Below are 17,652 nucleotides of genomic sequence, written 5' to 3'. Positions count from 1 at the left end.
GCGCGGTTCACGCTACCGCCGCCGAGGGTGCCCGGGGCACCCAGGGCGCTCATGTGCGCAGCTCCAGCGCGGGCACCCCGGCCACGGACAGGCCGAAGGTCCCGGCATACAGGGACAGTTCGGCCTCCAGGGCGCGGACCATGGTGTCGGCGCGGCGGAAGCCGTGCCCCTCGCCCTCGAAGGTGAGATACGCGTGCGGCACCCCGCGCCCCGCCATCGCCTCCATGAACCGCTCGCACTGCACCGGCGGGCAGATCGTGTCGTCCAGCCCCTGGAGCAGCAGGAACGGCGCGGCGATCCGGTCGGCCCGGTGGAGCGGCGAACGCTCCCGGTAGCGGTCCGGGACCTCGGCGACCGGTCCGATCAGCGATTCGGCGTACCGCGATTCAAAGTCATGGGTTTCGCCGGTGGCCCAGGCGGCGGGGTCGAGGATCGGATAGCTGACCGTGCCGCACGCGTACAGCCGGGTGGCGGTAAGCGACACGGCCGCCGTCCACCCGCCCGCGCTGCCGCCGCGGATCGCCAGCCGGGCGCGGTCGGCGACGCCCTCGTCGGCGAGCGCCCCGGCGACGGCGGCGCAGTCCTCGACGTCGGCCACGCCCCACCGCTCGCGCAGCCGGTCGCGGTAGGCGCGGCCGTAGCCGGTGGACCCGCCGTAGTTGACCTCGACGACGCCGATGCCGCGCGAGGTGAAGTACGCGATCTCCAGATCGAGGACGAGCGGGGCCCGCCCGGTGGGCCCGCCGTGCGCCCACACCACGTAGGGCGGCAGCTCGCCGGGCGGGGCGGTGCGGCCGGGGTGGTGGGGCGGGTAGAGCTGGGCGTGGATCTCGCGGCCGTCCGCCCCGGTGAAGGTGCGGACCCGCGGCTCCGGGTAGTACGCGGGGTCGACGGGGTCGGTATGGGCGCTGCCGATGACGCGGGCGTGGCCGGTACCAGTGTCCAGCTCCACGACCTCATGCCCGCTGCGCGGGCTCGCGGCGACGCCGACGACCCGGGTGCCGTCCACCGCGAGCGTCGGCTCCCACTCGGTCCACGGCCCGGCGACATCGGCCACCTCGCCGCTCTCGGGGTCGAGGACGCCGAGCGTCTGGGCGCCCCGCCCGTGCAGCACGGCGACCAGCCCGCCGGGCAACGGCGCGAACCAACGGTGCCCGAGCTTCCACAACGGCCCCCCGAATTCCTCCTGCCGAGGACACACCTCCCGGGCCTCCGCGCCTGCGTCCCGCCCGGTCGCACCCGGGGCACCTGCCCCGGCCACGCCGGGATCCGTGCCGCCCCCGGCCCCGGCCACGCCAGGACCCGCCGCCGGGGGCGGGACAGGTCGCGGCGCCGCCGCCCCCGCACCCGGGGCCGGGGCCGCCGCCGCGAGGACTCGCGGCGGCAGGCGGTGGAGGTTCCACCAGCCCGTGCGGTCCGTGGTGGCGAGGAGCGCGCCGTCGGGGGCCCAGTCGACTTGCGCGATGGACTCCTCCGGCCCGCCCAGCACCGCACGGGCCTCGCGGAACGGGCCGTCCTCCGCCACCTCCGCGACCATCACCTCCGTGCCGTCCCACGGCATCCGGGGGTGGTCCCAGGCGATCCACGCGACCCGGCGGCCGTCCGGTGCGAGCCGGGGGCCGGTGACGAAGTCATGGCGGGCATCGGTCAGTTCGCGCACCGCCGCACGGTCCTCGGCGGCCGAGCCGTCCAGCGGTACGGCGGCGATCACACGCCGTACGTCCGTCGGCCGCTCGCCCGTGAACTCCTCCAGCACGCACCACACTTCGCCGCGGTCCGGGTACGGCACGAGATCCGCCCAGCGCAGCCCCTCGCCCACCTCCGACACCGGGGTCAGCGGGCGCGGCGGGGCGCCCGCCGGGGCGTCCGGTGCGTACGCGTACAGCCGCTGGTCGGCGAAGTGGACGAACACCACCAGCGGGCCGCCCACCGGGCGCGGGTCCGCGGCCCACGGGGTGCCGCCGTAGCCCATGACCTTGCTGCGCACGTTCCACGGCGGCGGCAGCACCGGGACCTCGGTGCCGTCGGCCCGCCGCCGCACCAGCGCCCGGCGGCCGCCCTCGGCGGGGCGGGGCGCGGTCCACCACACCTCGTCGCCGACGATGCCCACGTACTCCGGGTGGCCGTCGTGCGAGGCGGCGAGGGCGGCGTCGACCGGGGAGGGCCAGGTCCCGTACGGGGCCGTGGCCGCCACCTGCTGCACCACCGGCTCACGCCCCCTGCAGGAAGTGGTCCAGCACCCGGACGCCGAAGTGCAGGGCGTCGACCGGAACCCGCTCGTCCACGCCGTGGTAGAGCGCCTGGTAGTCGAAGCCCTCGGGCAGCCGCAGCGGCGAGAAGCCGTAGCCGCGGATGCCGAGCCGGGAGAACTGCTTGGCGTCGGTGCCGCCGGACATGCAGTACGGCACGGCGTGGCCGCCCGGGTCGAAGCGCTGGACGGCGGCGCGCATCGCCTCGTACGTGGGCGCCTCGGGACCCACCGGGGCCTGGAGCGGGACCTCGCGGTGGTGGAACTCCCAGTCGACGTCCGGGCCGGTGAGCTGGTCGAGGGTGTCCCGGAACTCGTCCTCGCCACCGGGCAGCATCCGCCCGTCGACGTAGGCGGTGGCGCTGCCGGGGATCACATTGATCTTGTAACCGGCCTCCAGGACCGTGGGGTTGGCGCTGTTGCGCACGGTCGGTTCGACGAGGGCGGCGGCCGGGCCCAGCTTGGCGAGCAGTTCGTCGACGTCGAAGCCGGGCGCGTCCACATCGGCCGGGATGTCCTGCAGCGCGGCGATCTCGGTGAGCGCCGCCTTCACGGTGGGCGTCAGCCGGACCGGCCAGCGGTGGTCGCCGATGCGGGCGATGGCGGCGGCCAGCCGGCTGACCGCGTTGGACCGGTTGACCTTCGAACCGTGTCCGGCGCGGCCGTGCGCGGTGAGCTTCAGCCAGGCCGTGCCGCGCTCCCCCGCCGCGATGGGGTAGAGCCGCAGCCCGGGCCCGGCGTGGAAGGTGAAGGCGCCGGATTCGCTGATGCCCTCGGTACAGCCCTCGAACAGCTCGGGGTGGCTGTCGGCGAGGTAGCCGGAGCCCCAGGCGGCGCTGTCCTCCTCGTCGGCGGTGAAGGCCAGCACGATGTCCCGGCGGGGCCGCACCCCGGCCCGCGCCCAGGCCCGGACGACCGCGAGGACCATCGCGTCCATGTTCTTCATGTCGATGGCGCCCCGGCCCCACACCACTCCGTCGCGCACCTCCCCGGAGAAGGGGTGCACGGTCCAGTCGGCGGGCTCGGCGGGCACCACGTCCAGATGGCCGTGGACGAGCAGCGCGGGCGCGGCCCTGTCGGTGCCCTCGATCCGGGCGACCACATTGGTGCGCCCCGGCGACCGCTCCAGCAGCGTGGGGTCGATGTCCACGTCGCTGAGCATCTCCGCCACGTACTCGGCGGCCGGGCGCTCCGAGCACTCCCCTCCGCCACGGTTGGTGGTGTCGATCGCGATCAGCTCGGAGGTGAAGCGCACCACCTCCTCCAGCGCCTGCGCGTCGATCGCCTCCGGACGGACCGTGTCAGCCATATTGCTCCTCCACCGCGGCCGATACGACAGTCGTGACCGCCTTGAAGCAGCGGATCCCCTCGTACATGGTCGGTGAGGTGTAGGCGACGCGCCGCTCGCCGCTGCGCTCCACGCCCGGCACGACGCTCGCCGCCCCCACCAGATGCTCGGCGTCGAATTCCAGCTCGATGGTGAACGGCCCGCGGTGCGGGGGTTCGTGGCGCACCGCCAGCACGGCCGCCTCGCGTGCCGCCTCCCGGATGTCCGCGGCGGTACGGGCGGGGGTGCGGCACACCGCCGCGTACCGCGAGACGTAGTCCTTGACGGCGACGCAGCGGGCGTCCGGCGCATAGCCCTTGGCGTCCTTGCAGGTCAGGTCGTCGCCGGTGACCAGCACCACCGGTACGCCGTACTCGGCGACCACGAGCGAGTTGAGCAGCCCCTCGCTCGCCCGGGCGCCGTTCGCCCAGACGCCCGTCACGGAGTTGGGGAGGTAGGTGTGCGCGAGCACGCCCTCGGTGCCCGCGCCGGTGTGGTAGCCGATGAACGCCACCCCGTCCACATCGCCGTGCTGCACGCCCTCGACCATGCTCAGCGTCTTGTGCCGCCCGGTGATCATCTGCGCCCGCTGATCCAGCTTCTCCAGCAGCAGATTGCGCATGGACCAGTGGGCCTCGTTGATGAGCACCTCGTCCGCGCCGCCGTCGAAGAACCCCAGCACCGCCGCGTTCACATCCGAGGTGAACGGGTGTCGGCAGCGCTCCCACTGCGGGGTGCCGGGAAGGACGTCGCCCGGCCAGGTCACCCCGGTGGCGCCCTCCATGTCGGCGCTGATGAGGATCTTCATGGTTCGTTACGTTACGCGCTGTGCGGGGGCCGAACCACCCCTGTGGATAACCCTCCCTCACCCTCCCTCACCCCCCGGCGTCCGTCCCACCACGAACCACCGGGCCGGAAGCTCCACCCGCGAACCGTCGGCCCATTGCTCCGTCTGGGCCAGGGCCGTGGGACCGTCGGCCAGGATCCGCAGGCCCGCGGCCGCCAGCAGCTCCGGGACTTCCGCGTCCGCCGCGTCGGCGGGCTTGAGGCCGTGGTCGAAGACGCGGCGGAGCTTGAGGGGCGGGCCGCCGGGGCTCTCGGCCAGGCGGGCCAGCGTCTTCTTGGACTCCTCCGTCAGCTCCGCGACGAAGCCCCGGCCGCGGCGGCCGACCAGGGCGGCCACCGCTTCGGCGACGAGGCGGCGGTCGGGGGCGTCACTCTGGTGGATGACGGCGCGCATGTAGACGTTGGTGTCGCCGAGCCGCTCGGACAGCTCGCCCACGGCCGCCGGATCCGTGAGGCTCAGCTGCCGGAACTCGGCGGTCCCCGCCGGATCGGCGCGCCGCGCGTGCGCGACCGCCGCATGGGACAGGTCGACGCCCAGGGCGCGGCCGAAGCGGGTGGCCAGATAGCGGGTCTGGGTGCCGTTTCCGCAGCCCAGGTCGACGATGGGGAGGGCGAGGTCGGCGTGCGGGGCCAGGCGGTCGACGTCCCGGGCCGCGCTCAGCGACGGGTCGGCGTCCCAGATGGCCTCCCCCGGGGCGTCCGAGGTGGCCCGCCAGTAGCTCTCCCACGCTTCCCGGTAACGCTCCGACACGCTCATCGCCGCTCCCCACGTCCGTCGTTACGTCCGTCCCTACCCCGGCGCGGCTCAGGGATGACGCACGGGGCCCGTCAACGCCTGTTCGAACCAGACGGTCTTGCCCTGCCGCGTCCGGCTCGTGCCCCACTCCCTGGCCAGCTCGCTGATCACGCGCAGCCCGCGCCCGTACTCGTCGTCCGGGCGGGCGTCCAGCAGCGCGGGCAGTTCGTGGTCGTCGTCCCCGACCTCGCACAGCAGCGCCTCGGTGCGGACCAGGCGCAGCACCACGTGGTGGGTGTGGGCATGCCGCACGGCGTTGGTCACGGCCTCGCTGACCAGCAGTTCGGCGGTCTCCACTGCGTGCGGCAGCCCCCAGCGCAGCAGCCGCTCCCGGACCAGGCGGCGGGCCCGGCCCACCTCGCCCGGGTCGAGGGCCAGCCGCCACTGGGCGACATCGTCGGAGGGGATGCCGTTCAGCCGGGCCATCAGCAGCGCCACATCGTCCTTGCGGCCGCCGCGTTGATTGAGCGCGCGGATGACGGTGTCGCACGCGTCGTCCATCGACGCCGCCGGATGGGCGGCGGACTCGCACAGCGCCGCGAGCCCGGCGCCGATGTCCTGGCCGCGCACCTCGACCAGGCCGTCCGTGCACAGGATGAGGCGGTCGCCGGGCGCGACCCGCACCGTGGCCGTCTCGAAGGGCACCCCGCCGACGCCGACCGGCGCGCCGGTCGGCAGGTCCAGCAGCTCGCTGCGGCCGTCCTGGGCGCGGACCAGCACGGGCGGGATGTGGCCCGCGTTGGCCAGGAGCAGCTCGGAGCGGATCGGGTCGTAGACCGCGTACAGACAGGTGGCGAGATAGTGCTCGCCGAGCCGCTGCGCCAGGTCGTCCAGATTGCGCAGCAGCTGCGCGGGCGGCAGGTCGAGGGCGGCCATGGTCTGGACGGCGGTGCGCAACTGGCCCATCATCGCGGCCGAGTTCAGCCCGTGCCCCATCACATCGCCGACGACGAGCGCGGTACGCGAACCGGACAGCTTGATGGCGTCGAACCAGTCGCCGCCGACCCGGCCGAGCCGGGTGCCGGGCAGATAGCGGGTGGCGGTGTCACAGCCCGCCATGCGCGGCGTCACCTGGGGCAGCATGCTGTCCTGGAGGGTCTCGGCCACGTTCTCCTGGTACGTGTACATCCGGGCGTTGTCGAGCACGAGCCCGGCGCGGGCGGCGAGTTCGGCCCCGGTCGTCCGGTCCATGTCGTCGAACGCCTCGCGGCCCGCGCGGCGCAGCAGCACCATGAAGCCGAGCACCACGTGGCGCGCCTTGAGCGGCACGATGAGGACCGACCGGCCGTTGATCAGCGGGCGCAGGTCCCGCTTCTCGAACTGTCCGGCGATCCGGTCGCCCAACTCGTCGCTGAGGTACGGGATGAGCACGGGTTCGCCGGTGACCATGCACTGGAAGAACGGGGTGTGCTCGGGGAACGCGATGCTCTCCCCGACCGGCACCGTGTCGTCCCAGCGCCCGGGTTCGTCGTTGTGCTCGACCCAGACGCGGTGCCAGACGGTGGTGACGTCGGGCGGACCGTCGGGGAAGCCCTCGCCCGCGAGGACCTGGGCGCGCAGATGCGTACCGGCGAAGTCCGCGAAGCGGGGGACGGCGGCGCTGGTCACCTCGCGGATGGTGCGGGCCAGGTCGAGGGAGCTGCCGATGCGGCCGCTGACCTCGTTCAGGAACTCCAGGCGCTCGCGGACGGCGGCGTATTCGAGGTCTTCGAAGTCATCGCGGCCTTCGTGGTCTTCGGGTGCTCGGCGGTCTTCGGGTGCTTCGCGGTCTTCGAGTGCCGCGGGCCCGGGCGTCGGCCGCTCGGCCGCGCGGCGCCGGGCCTGGCGCTCGCGGTAGCGGGGCATGCCCCAGTCCGGGGTCACCGGGACCCGCTCGTGGTGGCTGATCTCCAGTACGGGATAGCCGAGTTCGAGCACCTGGGCGACGATCCGGCCGCCGGTGGCCGGGCCCATGTTCGGCAGGATGTCCGGCAGCCGTCCGGCCAGCAGCTCGGCACCGGGGAACTCGGTGTGCAGCGCGAAACCCGGCGCGAACCGCTCGTCCGGGGCGGCCCCGGTGAGCCCCGAGGCGTCCGCCGCCAGCACCAACAGCCGCTCGGGGCCCGGCCCGAGGAGCGGATACGCCCACCACAGGACGTCGGCCTGGGCGGCGTCGGCCGAGGGCGTCATCCGGGCGCGGCCCGCGGTCGGGTAGGACCGCGCGCCGCCGAAGGCGCCGTCCGGACCGGGCTCCGGCGCCCGGCCGCGTATCCGGTCCGCCTCGCCGGGCGGATCCCGTAGCTCCCGTAGCTCCGCCTCGTCCGGCAGATCCGCGCCGCGCAGCGCGCCGGAGACCGGCATCAGATCGACGACGGGCGCGCCGACGGCCTGCTCCCGGGTGCGTCCGAAGAGCTTGCGGGCGCCGGAACTCCAGTGCGTGACCAGCCCGTCGGCATCGACGACGACCACCGCGAGCGGGATCCGGCCGGACACCTCCGTCCGCTGTGCGGGCACCCTGGGCGCCCCGCCCAGCCCGCCGTCACCGCGCGCCGTGCCATGGTCCATGGGCGGAAGACTCCTTCGCACGCAAGATCTGCGACACCGTCTTCAACGGTACGGCGGGGGCGGGGCACGGCGTGGGCCAATACCCGAATAGGTGTTTTCTCGACGGCCCCCCTGCCCGGACACGCTCCTGCCCCGGACATGCCTCCGCCCCGGCCCCCGGCGGAAGTCGGGGGCCGGGGCGGGGCGACCGGGGGTCAGTCCTCGTGGCCCAGGTGCAGATCGCGTTCCGTACGGCCGCCGCCCGCCACCTGGAGCACCGTCGCGACCGGCGGGTAGCCCGCCGCGATCACGGTGTACTCCCCCGCCGACAGGTCGATGAAGCGGAACGCCCCGTCCGCGCCGGTGGTCGCGGTGTCGACCACGTTTCCGGCCGCGTCCAGCAGCGTGACCCGGGCGTCCTCGACGAGGCGGCCGCCACCGGCCCGGACGACGCCGCGCAGCACCGCGCCACCGGCCAGTTCGATGTCCTGGTGGGTCTCGCGGGCGGCCTGCACGGTGACCGGGAGGGCGGCGGGGCGGAAGGCGGGCGCGCTGGAGGCCAGGGTGTACTCCCCGGCGACCAGCTCGGTCATCACATAGCCCCCTTCGCGTCCGCTGCGCGTGGAGGCGACCACCTCGCCGCGTACGTCGGTGAGGGTGACCGTCGCGTCCCGTACGGGCGTGCCGTCCGCCGTGAGCACGGACCCGGCGAGTCGGCCCGCGCCGCCAAGCACGACGTCCAGCTCGACCGGGCGGTCGCCGACCGTGACGCTGACCGCCCGCGGCTGATGGCCACCGGCCGCCGCGATCAGGACGTACGCCCCGGTGCCGGGCGTGCTCAGCGCGTACCGCCCGTCCTCGCCGGTGGCGCCGCGCCCGATCTGACGGCCGCTGACGTCGATGAGGGTGAGCGCGGCCCGCGGGACCGAGGTGCCGTCGTGGTGCTGGACGGTGCCGCAGACCGGGATGCCCGCGACGGGCGGCGGCGGGGGCGGCGAGGCGGCGTGCCGGGGCACCGAGCGCGCCGCCGGTACGACGGGTTCCGGCTGGACGCCGGGGTCTGGCTGGACGGCGAAGTCGGTGTGGGACACCAGAGGTTTCTCCTTCAACAGGAAGGCGAGCAGGAAGCCCAGGACGAGCACCGGCACGAGGTAGAGGAAGATCCGCGGTATGGCCTCGGCGTACGCCGTGATGTAGCCGTCGCGCAGGGCGTGCGGCATGGCGTGCACGATCTGCGGGGTGACGGAGTCGAAGTCGGGCAGCTCCGGTCCGGCGACGGCCCGGGCGCCCGTCCCCTTGGGGAACTCCTCCGCGAGGCGGTCGGCGAGCCGATGGGCGAAGAGCGTGCCGAAGATGGCCGCCCCGACGCTGCCGCCGATCTGCCGGAAGTAGTTGTTGGCGCTGGTGGCCGAGCCGAGGTCGGCGGGGGACACCGAGTTCTGCACGGAGAGGATCAGCACCGGCAGCACGAGCCCGATGCCGAGCCCGAGGACGCCCATCCAGAGGCTGTAGTCCTGGCGGGAGGTGTCCTCCTCCAGCCGGGACAGCAGCCACATGCCGCCGATCGAGATGAGGCCGCCGGCCACGGGGAAGACCTTGTAGCGGCCGGTCGTGCTGATGAGCTGGCCGGAGACGATCGAGGCCAGCACCATGCCGCCCATCATGGGCACCATCAGCAGCCCGGACTCGGTGGCGGAGACGCCGTCGACCATCTGGAGGAAGGTCGGCAGATAGCTGGCGGCGCCGAACAGCGCGACGCCGATGACCGCGCCGATGAGCCCGGAGACGCAGAAGACCGAATCGCGGAACATCCGCATCGGCATGAGCGGTTCGGGGACGACGCACTCCACGACGACGAAGAGGATCGCGGAGCCCGCGGCGCCCAGGGCGAGCCCGAGGATGACGCGCGAGTGCCAGCTGTACTCCGTACCGCCCCAGCTCGTCAGCAGGATGGTGCAGGTGGAGAACATGGTGAGGAACAGGGCGCCCAGGAAGTCGAAGCGCGGCCGCCGCGCCGGTTCGGGCACCTTGAGGACGGCCGCCACCACGGCGAGCGTGACCAGGCCGAAGGGGACGTTGACGTAGAAGCACCAGCGCCATGAGGCACGGTCGGTGAAGAAGCCCCCGATCAGCGGCCCGGCCACCGACGCGAGGCCGAACGCGGCGCCGATGAGGCCCATGTAGCGGCCGCGCTCCCGCGGCGGCACGATGTCGGCGATGATCGCCTGGACGCCGATCATCAGCCCTCCGGCGCCCACGCCCTGCACCGCCCGGAAGATGATCAGCTCGTCCATCGTGCGCGACCACCCGGCGAGCGCTGAGCCCACGACGAAGACGACGATCGCGAAGACGAAGACGCTCTTGCGGCCGACGAGATCGCCGAGCTTGCCGTAGACCGGCAGCACGATGGTGACGGCGAGGAGGTAGGAGGTGACGGTCCAGGACATCTTGTCCAGGCCGTGCAGTTCGCCGACGACCTCGGGGAGGGCGGTGGCGACGATCGTCTGGTCGAGGGCGGCCAGCAGCAGGGCGAGCATCAGCCCGAGGAAGACCGTCCGCACCCGGGCCGGGCTGAGCCCGGCCCCGGCGGGGCCGTCGGCCGCGGGGCCGCCGGGTGGCGAACCGTTTCCGGCCTGCCGTGGCACCGCGCCCGGGCCGGTGCCGTCGCCCGCTCCGTCGCCTGTTCCGTCGCCGGACGCGGTTCCGCCGGATCCATCGGAGGCGCGGGCGGGTGCGCCTGCCGGCCGATGGCCCTTCGCGAAGGTGGTCTCGGTGATCCCGCCCACGTATGTCTCCCCTCGTCAACGCCTGCGCCGCCGCCCTGTTCTCGCATCGCGAGACAACTAGGGGCAAGCGCGACGAATCGACAAAGAGACGGGTCCGGGCGGCTTTACCGCAAGTGAGAGCATGTGCGCCTATGAAGCGCACCGCGGAGAAAACCACCCGAACCGGTGACCATGACGCCGGGGCGGACGGAGGCTACTGGGCGCTCTGAGCCGGGAGTTCGGCCGCGAGCTTCTCCAGCACGCCGTCGTAGATGCGGGCGAGCCCCTTGGGCGCGAACGTGCGCTCGAAGAAGCCGCCGATGCCGCCCGCGCCGTTCCACACCGAGGTCACGACGACCCGCGCCTTGCCCTCCCCGGCCGGGGTGACGGTCCAGGTGGTGACCATGGAGGAGTTGCGGTCCTTCTCCACGAGCTGACCGTCGCTCGGCTCGGAGACCTCCAGCAGGCAGTCGCGCACCCGCTTGCTGGTCGCCTGGAGCCGCCAGTGCACGACAGTGCCCTCGCCGTCGCCGCCCTCACGGATCTCGTACTCGCTGAACTGCTCGGTGAGCAGCCGGGGGCGGACCTCGCGGTAGTCGGCGAGCGCGTCGAACACGTCCTCGGGCTTGCCCGTGACGATGCGCTCCGTGGTGGCCTCGACCTGGCCCATTGCTCTTTCCTCCGATGGTTGCGGTTGCGCTGCCTCATGCGTGCGTGCGCGTCTGCCTCGCGTACGCGCGCGTCGGCGCCCTTGCCCTGCGCTGGCAAGCCAACCACCTGGGGGTCACCCGCCCAAATTCGGGGTTGACGGAAGTGAAGGGAACATGTGTTCTATTGTGGTACTGAGCGAGACCCCCCGGAGGTGCGTGCCATGCGCTGGGACAACCTGACAGGCGACGGCGAGGCGGCCGCCCCGGCCCTCTTCGCCGCCGACGCGGTCACTTCTCGCACCTTCGACACGCCCGAGTTCCGCGGCATCACCTTTCACGAGATCCGCGCCCGTTCGATCGTGAACCGGGTGCCCGGGGCCTCCCGGATGCCCTTCGAATGGACCGTGAACCCGTACCGCGGCTGCACCCACGCCTGCGTCTACTGCTTCGCGCGCAAGACGCACAGCTATCTCGACCTCGACACCGGGCGCGACTTCGACACCCAGGTGGTGGTCAAGATCAACGCCCCGGAGCTGCTGCGGCGCGAGCTGGCCGCGCCGCGCTGGCGCGGCGAGCACATCGCCATGGGGACCAACGTGGACTGCTATCAGCGCGCCGAGGGCCGCTATCAGCTCATGCCCGGCATCCTCGGCGCGCTCGTCGAGCGCGCCAACCCGTTCTCCATCCTCACCAAGGGCACCCTGATCCTGCGCGACCTGGAGCTGCTGCGCCGCGCGGCCCGCGTCACGGACGTCGGCGTCTCGGTCTCCGTCGGCTTCACCGACAGCGCGCTGTGGCGCACCGTCGAGCCGGGCACCCCCTCCCCCGAGCGGCGCCTCGACGCCGTACGGACCCTGTCCGGGCACGGCGTCCCCTGCGGGGTCCTGATGGCCCCGGTGATCCCCTTCCTCAGCGACTCCCCCGAGCAGCTGCGCGCGACCGTCCGCGCCATCGCCGAGGCCGGGGCGACCTCCGTGACCCCGCTCGTGCTGCATCTGCGCCCCGGCGCCCGCGAATGGTTCACCGCCTGGCTCACCCGGCACCATCCGCGGCTGCTGAAGCGCTACGACGCCCTGTACGAGGGCGGCTCGTACGCACCGAAGTGGTACCAGCGGCGGATCACCGGGCTGGTGCACGACCTCGCCGCCGAGTACGGCATCGGCCCGTACGAGCCCGGGACCCACCGAGCCGTCCCCGCCCCCGACGACCCCCCGGGCCCGGCGCAGCTGTCCCTGCTGTGATGGCGGAGATCATGCGCCCCTGCCGCCGGTGCCGAGGTCAGGCCACCTACGGTGGACGCATATGAACGGGGCACGGGTGAGGGAGATGACCGAGTCCGACATCGACGCCGTGGCGACGGTGCGGGTACGGGGGTGGCAGAAGGCGTACGCGGGGCTGATGCCGCAGACGTATCTGGACGGCCTCAGCGTCGAGGAGGACGCCGAGCGGCGGCGGGAGTTCTTCTCCCGGGGGCTCGGCGACGTGGTCAACCTGGTGGCGGAGGACGCGGTCGGCGAGGTGGTCGGCTGGTCCTGCTTCGGCCCGTACCGGGACCGCGATCTGCCGCCCGGGGACGCCGAGTTGTACGCCCTCTACGTGCACCCCGCCCAACTGGGCACGGGCATCGGCCGCGCCCTCCTCGACGAAACCCGCCGCCGCACCGCCGAGCGCGGCTTCCCGCATCTGCGGCTGTGGGTGCTGGAGCGGAACACGCGGGCGCGCCGCTTCTACGAGCGGGCGGGCTTCGTGACGGACGGGGGCGCGGAGACCCACAAGGTGGAGGGCGCGGCGGTCCCGGAACTGCGCTACGCCGCACGCCTGCCCGCGGGTTGATTCCCTCCCCCCGGCCCCAGAACCGTGCCCCAAGCCCCGGTCCCGGGACGCCGCAGAGCTCGGTGCGGGCGGGGTCTGTCCCCCACCCCGCCCCTTCCCGAAACCGGGGCTCCGCCCCGGACCCCACCGGGCGCGAGCCGCGTACGGCCTCCAGGGCAGGTGCCAAAACTGAGCACTGGACTCCGGGGCAGGGCGCGCCGCCCCGCCGGAGTCCGGGGCGCCGCCGCATCGGGGACCCTGCACAGAACCCTGGTGAGGGCCGGGGCCGGGACCCAGCCGGGCCCCGGCGGCGCAGTAGCCAAGCCGCACCCCGGCCGGGACCCGGGCCAGAGCCCCCGTAGGGGCCCGGGGCGGAACCCCGGTGAAGGCCGGAGCCGGGGCCAGCCCGGCCCCGAGGGCGCAGTAGCCAAGCCGCACCCCGGCAGGAACCCGGGGCAGAGCCCCCGTGGAGGCCCGGGGCGGAACCCCGCCCCGGCCCCGGCGGCGGCAGTAGCCAAGCCGCACCCCGGCCGGAACCCGGGCCAGAGCCCCCGTAGGGGCCCGGGGCGGAACCCCGTCCCGGGCCCGGCGGCGGCAGTAGCCAAGTCGTACCCCGGCCGGGACCCGGGCCAGAGCCCCCGTGGGGACCCGGGGCGGAGCCGCGGTGGGGGCCGGGGGCTGCCCCCCGGTTCGGGAAGGGGCGGGGTGGGGGAAAGCCCCCGCGGGCAGTGGTCAGCGGACGGTGGCTCGGCCTTTGCCTGGGCGGGGTGGGGGTGGGGTGGGGTCCAGGGAGCCGCCGCCGCTGATGCGGGCCAGGGCGGCGGCGGCCGCGGCGCTGAGCCGTATGTGCTCGGCCGCCGCCTTCAGCGCGGGGATGGCGCGTTCGTCGCCGATCGCGCCCAGCCCCTCGACGCAGGCGCGCGCGATGGGCCAGTGCCGGTCGCGGGCGGCCAACTGCCGTTCCAGGGCGGCGACCAGCGCCGGTACGGATTCGGGGGCGCGGAGTTCGACGAGGAGCCGGATGGGGTGGAGGGAGTACGCGGTGCGCAGCGGATTCGTGGCGAGGGCGGCGGCGGCGCGGGCGGTGCGCGGATCGTCGAGCCGGGCCAGCACCCGGGCGGCGGTCGCGCAGCGCGCGGGCTCGCGGTAGTTGAGGAGCAGGACGAGCGTTTCGAAGGCCCGCCGGTCGCCCGCGCTGCCGAGGACGAAGGCGGCGGTCTCGCGGGCCCACAGGGGCTGCTCCGGCGCGACCAGGATGCGGGCGAGTTGTTCGCGCGCGGCAGGGGTGCCCTGCCGTACGAGGGCGAGCAGCGAGGCGTGCGCCGCGGTCTCCTGCTGCGATGTGAGCGAGGCCCGTACCCGCTCCGTCAGCGTTCGGAATTCGTCGTCCATTGTCGAGGTCTCCCCTCCCCGGTGATCCGCGCGCCATCGCGCAGGACTCACAGTGGCTCTGGCGTCTTGGTTACCCGCGAGTTAATATGGCGACACGAGCAGCACCCCTGCTCGGGCGGCCTGGTGACGCAGCCGCCTTGTGTGACGTCGGTTCGGCAGTTCCAGCAGTACGGCATGGCCCCGGGACAGGGCCCGCCGTGTGTCTCCCACGGGCAGTTTCCTCCGTGCGGCGCTGTCCGCCAGGGAGCGTGCAAGCCCTTCCGTCGGAGTTTTCGAACGTGCCGGAGGAGAACCCGCAGCGGATGCCGGACGGCTGTCCGGAATGCGGCGCGGCCCCTCCGTTTTTCACCGGGAACTCCCCTCAGTCGTCACTTCATCCCCGTTTCCGGGGAACACCCTCTGGAGTCCGCGATGGACCGTCTCCCACAGACCGGCGTCAGCCCCACGTCCTCCTCCTCTGATCTCTCCCCCTCCGGGACCCCGCTCACTACTGTTGCGGTCGTCGGGCTCGGCACGATGGGCACCGGCATCGCCGAGATCCTGGCCCGTGCGGGGCGTCAGGTGATCGGCATCGACATCAGCGAGAGCGCCTGCCGCCGGGCCGTCACGGCGCTGGAGGTGGCCACCGCCCGGGCGGTGGGCCGCGGGCGGATCACCGAGCGCGACCGGACTGCCGCGCTCGACCGCTTCCGCACGGCGACCGACGTCTCCGCCGCGGCGGACGCCGATCTGGTGATCGAGGTGGTGCCGGAGGACCACGGCATCAAGCGCGAGGTGTTCGCCGCGCTGGACGCCGTCGTCCGGCCGGACACCATCCTGGCGACCGGCACCAACGCGCTGTCGGTGACCCGGCTCGCGGCCGAATCCGCCCACCCCGAACGCGTGCTGGGGCTGCACTTCTTCAACCCGGCGCCCGCCATGAAGCTGGTGGAAATCGTCTCCAGCGTGCTGACGGCGCCCACGGCCGTCGAGGCGGTCACGGTGCTCGCCCGCGATCTCGGCAAGGAGCCGGTGGCGCTCGGCGACCGGCCGGGGTTCATCGCCGACGGGCTGCTGTTCGGCTACCTCAACCAGGCCGCCGCGATGTACGAGTCGCGGTACGCGGCGCGCGAGGACATCGACGCCGCGATGCGGCTCGGCTGCGGGCTGCCGATGGGCCCGCTGGCCCTGCTGGACCTGATCGGGATCGATACGGCCCGTACCGTCCTGGAGGCGATGTACGCGGCCTCGGGCGACCGGCTGCACGCGCCCGCGCCGGTCCTGGGCCAGCTGGCCGAGGCCGGGCTCACCGGCCGTAAGGCGGGCCGCGGCTTCTATACGTACGAGGCGCCCGGCAGCGCCACCGTCGTCCCGGACGGCGCGGCCCCGCAAGTGCCGTCCCCGGATCAGGGCCGTGCGGTGCGCACGATCGGCGTCGCGGGCTCGGGCACGATGGCGAGCGGCATCGCCGAGGTCTTCGCGAAGGCGGGCCACGAGGTGGTGCTGGCGGCCCGTACCGGCGCGAAGGCGGAGATCGCGAAGGCCCGTGTCGGGAAGTCGCTGGCGCGGTCGGTGGCCAAGGGGCGGATGACGGAGAAGGTGCGGGAGCGGGCGTTGGCCCGGATCACCCCGGCCGACTCCCTCGACGCGTTCGCGGACGCGGACCTCGTGGTGGAGGCGGTGGCGGAGGATCTGGCCGTCAAGCAGGAGCTGTTCACCGCGCTGGACAAGGTCTGCAAGCCGGGCGCGGTGCTCGCCACCACCACCTCCTCGCTGCCGGTCATCGCCTGCGCCCGCGCCACGTCGCGCCCGCAGGACGTGGTCGGCATGCACTTCTTCAACCCGGCCCCCGCGATGAAGCTGGTCGAGGTGGTGCGCACGGTGCTGACCTCGGACGAGGTGCGGGCCACCGTGCACACCGTGTGCCACGAGGTCGGCAAGCACCCGGTGGACTGCGGCGACCGCGCCGGGTTCATCGTGAACGCCCTGCTGTTCCCGTATCTGAACAACGCGGTGAAGATGGTCCAGGAGCACTACGCGTCGCCCGATGACATCGACGCCGCGATGAAGCTCGGCGGCGGCTATCCGATGGGCCCCTTCGAGCTGCTGGACGTGGTGGGGCTGGACGTCTCGCTGGCCATCGAGAAGGTGCTGCACCGCGCGTTCCGCGACCCGGGCCTGGCGCCCGCGCCGCTGCTGGAACACCTCGTCGCGGCGGGCTGCCTGGGCCGCAAGACGGGTCGCGGCTTCCGCGAGTATGCGAAGGCCTGAGAATCCGCTGGGCTGGGGCGGACTGCTGGAACCGTCCTTGGGTCCGCCCCCGCACCGGCACTCACAAGCGTGTTACGTTCCCCACATGTCCCAGCCCGTAAAGGCCACTCGTACGCAGCGTAACCGCTCGAATTCCTCCAACGGCGGGGAGAGCGCGGGCAGCCGCCGCGCCGCCGCCCAGCGCTTGATCATGCGCCGCAAACTCGCGGCGGCCGCCATGGAGTTGTTCGCGACGCAAGGGTACGAGGCGACGACGGTCGACGAGATCGCGGCCACGGCGGGCGTGGCCCGACGCACGTTTTTCCGCCATTTCCGGTCCAAGGAAGAGGCGATCTTCCCGGACCACGACGACACCCTGGTGCGGGCCGCCGCGGTGCTGGACGCGGCACCGGCCCATGAGAACCCGCTGGACACCGTGTGCCGGGGCATCAAGGAGGTCATGCGCATGTACGCGGCCTCCCCGGCGGTCTCCGTCGAGCGCTACCGGCTGACCCGCGAGGTCCCCGCCCTGCGCGAGCGCGAGATCGCCTCGGTGGCCCGCTACGAGCGGCTGTTCACCCGCTACCTCCTGGGCCACTTCGACGAGGGCGCCCACCACGACGGCGACGACGACCCCCTGCTGGCCGAGGTCGCCGCCTCCGCGGTGGTCACGGCCCACAACCACGTACTGCGCCGCTGGCTGCGGGCGGAGGGCGAGGGCGACGTCGAGGCCCAGCTCGACCACGCCTTCGCCATCGTGCGCGAGACCTTCGGCACCGGCATCGGCGCCGGGCGCCCCTCCCCGGGCCGCCCCCCGGTGAGCGTGTCCTCGCCGGGCGAGGAGGAGGACGTGGTGGTGATGGTGGCCCGCACGGATGCTCCGCTGGGCGAGGTCATGCGAACGATCGAGCGCGCCCTGAAGCGGTAGCTTCGGCGCAGCGGCAAGTCCCCCAACCCCGGGGGTTGGAGCCAGAGCCCCCCGCACCCTTCTGGGTTGTGTTCCCCCCCACACAAATGCGGGTTTTTCCCCCCCCCTCTCGTGGGGGGACAACGGGCGAGGAGAA

Annotated in this window: 12 protein-coding genes; 4 read left to right on the top strand and 8 right to left on the bottom strand. The window is 73.5% G+C overall.

What is annotated here, in order from left to right; genetic code table 11:
• Nucleotides 1–49 precede the first annotated feature (49 nt).
• The 7 genes from ACZ59A_RS20075 to ACZ59A_RS20045 all read right to left on the bottom strand — a co-directional run bounded on the left by ACZ59A_RS20075 (nt 50) and on the right by ACZ59A_RS20045 (nt 11,175).
• The gene (locus ACZ59A_RS20075; protein ID WP_470960638.1) at nt 50–2,203 is read right to left on the bottom strand and encodes a S9 family peptidase; all 2,154 of its coding nucleotides are present in this window, start codon (nt 2,201–2,203) and stop codon (nt 50–52) included.
• 7 nt (nt 2,204–2,210) lie between these two features.
• A complete protein-coding gene (locus ACZ59A_RS20070) occupies nt 2,211–3,557 on the bottom strand; it encodes a M20/M25/M40 family metallo-hydrolase (protein WP_470960432.1) in 1,347 nt (448 codons plus the stop codon).
• On the bottom strand, nt 3,550–4,383 hold the full coding sequence (locus ACZ59A_RS20065) for a M55 family metallopeptidase (RefSeq protein WP_468047199.1): 834 nt from the start codon (nt 4,381–4,383) through the stop codon (nt 3,550–3,552). The genes ACZ59A_RS20070 and ACZ59A_RS20065 overlap by 8 nt, the downstream gene beginning before the upstream one ends.
• Before the next feature lie 57 nt (nt 4,384–4,440).
• The gene (locus ACZ59A_RS20060; RefSeq protein ID WP_470960431.1) at nt 4,441–5,178 is read right to left on the bottom strand and encodes a methyltransferase domain-containing protein; all 738 of its coding nucleotides are present in this window, start codon (nt 5,176–5,178) and stop codon (nt 4,441–4,443) included.
• Nucleotides 5,179–5,226: 48 nt separating this feature from the next.
• Nucleotides 5,227–7,761 (bottom strand): SpoIIE family protein phosphatase, encoded by a 2,535-nt coding sequence (locus ACZ59A_RS20055; protein WP_470960430.1) that lies wholly within the window; start codon nt 7,759–7,761, stop codon nt 5,227–5,229.
• A gap of 194 nt (nt 7,762–7,955) precedes the next feature.
• Entirely contained in the window at nt 7,956–10,385 is a 2,430-nt protein-coding gene (locus ACZ59A_RS20050) for an MFS transporter (protein WP_470960637.1), read from the bottom strand.
• A gap of 334 nt (nt 10,386–10,719) precedes the next feature.
• On the bottom strand, nt 10,720–11,175 hold the full coding sequence (locus ACZ59A_RS20045) for an SRPBCC family protein (protein ID WP_470960429.1): 456 nt from the start codon (nt 11,173–11,175) through the stop codon (nt 10,720–10,722).
• A gap of 201 nt (nt 11,176–11,376) precedes the next feature.
• Between ACZ59A_RS20045 and ACZ59A_RS20040 the strand changes: the two genes are divergently transcribed.
• Nucleotides 11,377–12,396, top strand: a complete 1,020-nt coding sequence (locus ACZ59A_RS20040) for an Rv2578c family radical SAM protein (RefSeq protein WP_470960427.1) — start codon at nt 11,377–11,379, stop codon at nt 12,394–12,396.
• An 85-nt stretch (nt 12,397–12,481) separates the two neighbouring features.
• Nucleotides 12,482–12,988 carry a GNAT family N-acetyltransferase gene (locus tag ACZ59A_RS20035; protein ID WP_470960425.1) on the top strand — a complete coding sequence of 169 codons (507 nt, stop codon included), beginning with the start codon at nt 12,482–12,484 and terminating at the stop codon, nt 12,986–12,988.
• Nucleotides 12,989–13,699: 711 nt separating this feature from the next.
• Here ACZ59A_RS20035 and ACZ59A_RS20030 read toward each other — a convergent pair.
• Entirely contained in the window at nt 13,700–14,359 is a 660-nt protein-coding gene (locus ACZ59A_RS20030) for a HEAT repeat domain-containing protein (protein ID WP_470960423.1), read from the bottom strand.
• Between the two features lie 411 nt (nt 14,360–14,770).
• Here ACZ59A_RS20030 and ACZ59A_RS20025 point away from each other — a divergent pair, with 411 nt between their 5' ends.
• Together ACZ59A_RS20025 and ACZ59A_RS20020 are read left to right on the top strand one after the other, a co-directional pair.
• Nucleotides 14,771–16,609, top strand: coding sequence for a 3-hydroxyacyl-CoA dehydrogenase family protein (locus ACZ59A_RS20025; RefSeq protein WP_470960422.1), 1,839 nt, complete (start codon nt 14,771–14,773; stop codon nt 16,607–16,609).
• Between the two features lie 85 nt (nt 16,610–16,694).
• Entirely contained in the window at nt 16,695–17,516 is an 822-nt protein-coding gene (locus ACZ59A_RS20020; protein WP_470960421.1) for a TetR family transcriptional regulator, read from the top strand.
• The last annotated feature ends 136 nt before the right edge of the window (nt 17,517–17,652 follow it).

The sequence above is a fragment of the Streptomyces sp. NPDC040405 genome (assembly GCF_055595765.1).
Note: the sequence above shows the minus strand (reverse complement) of the source record. Positions and strands in the feature narration are given on the sequence as shown.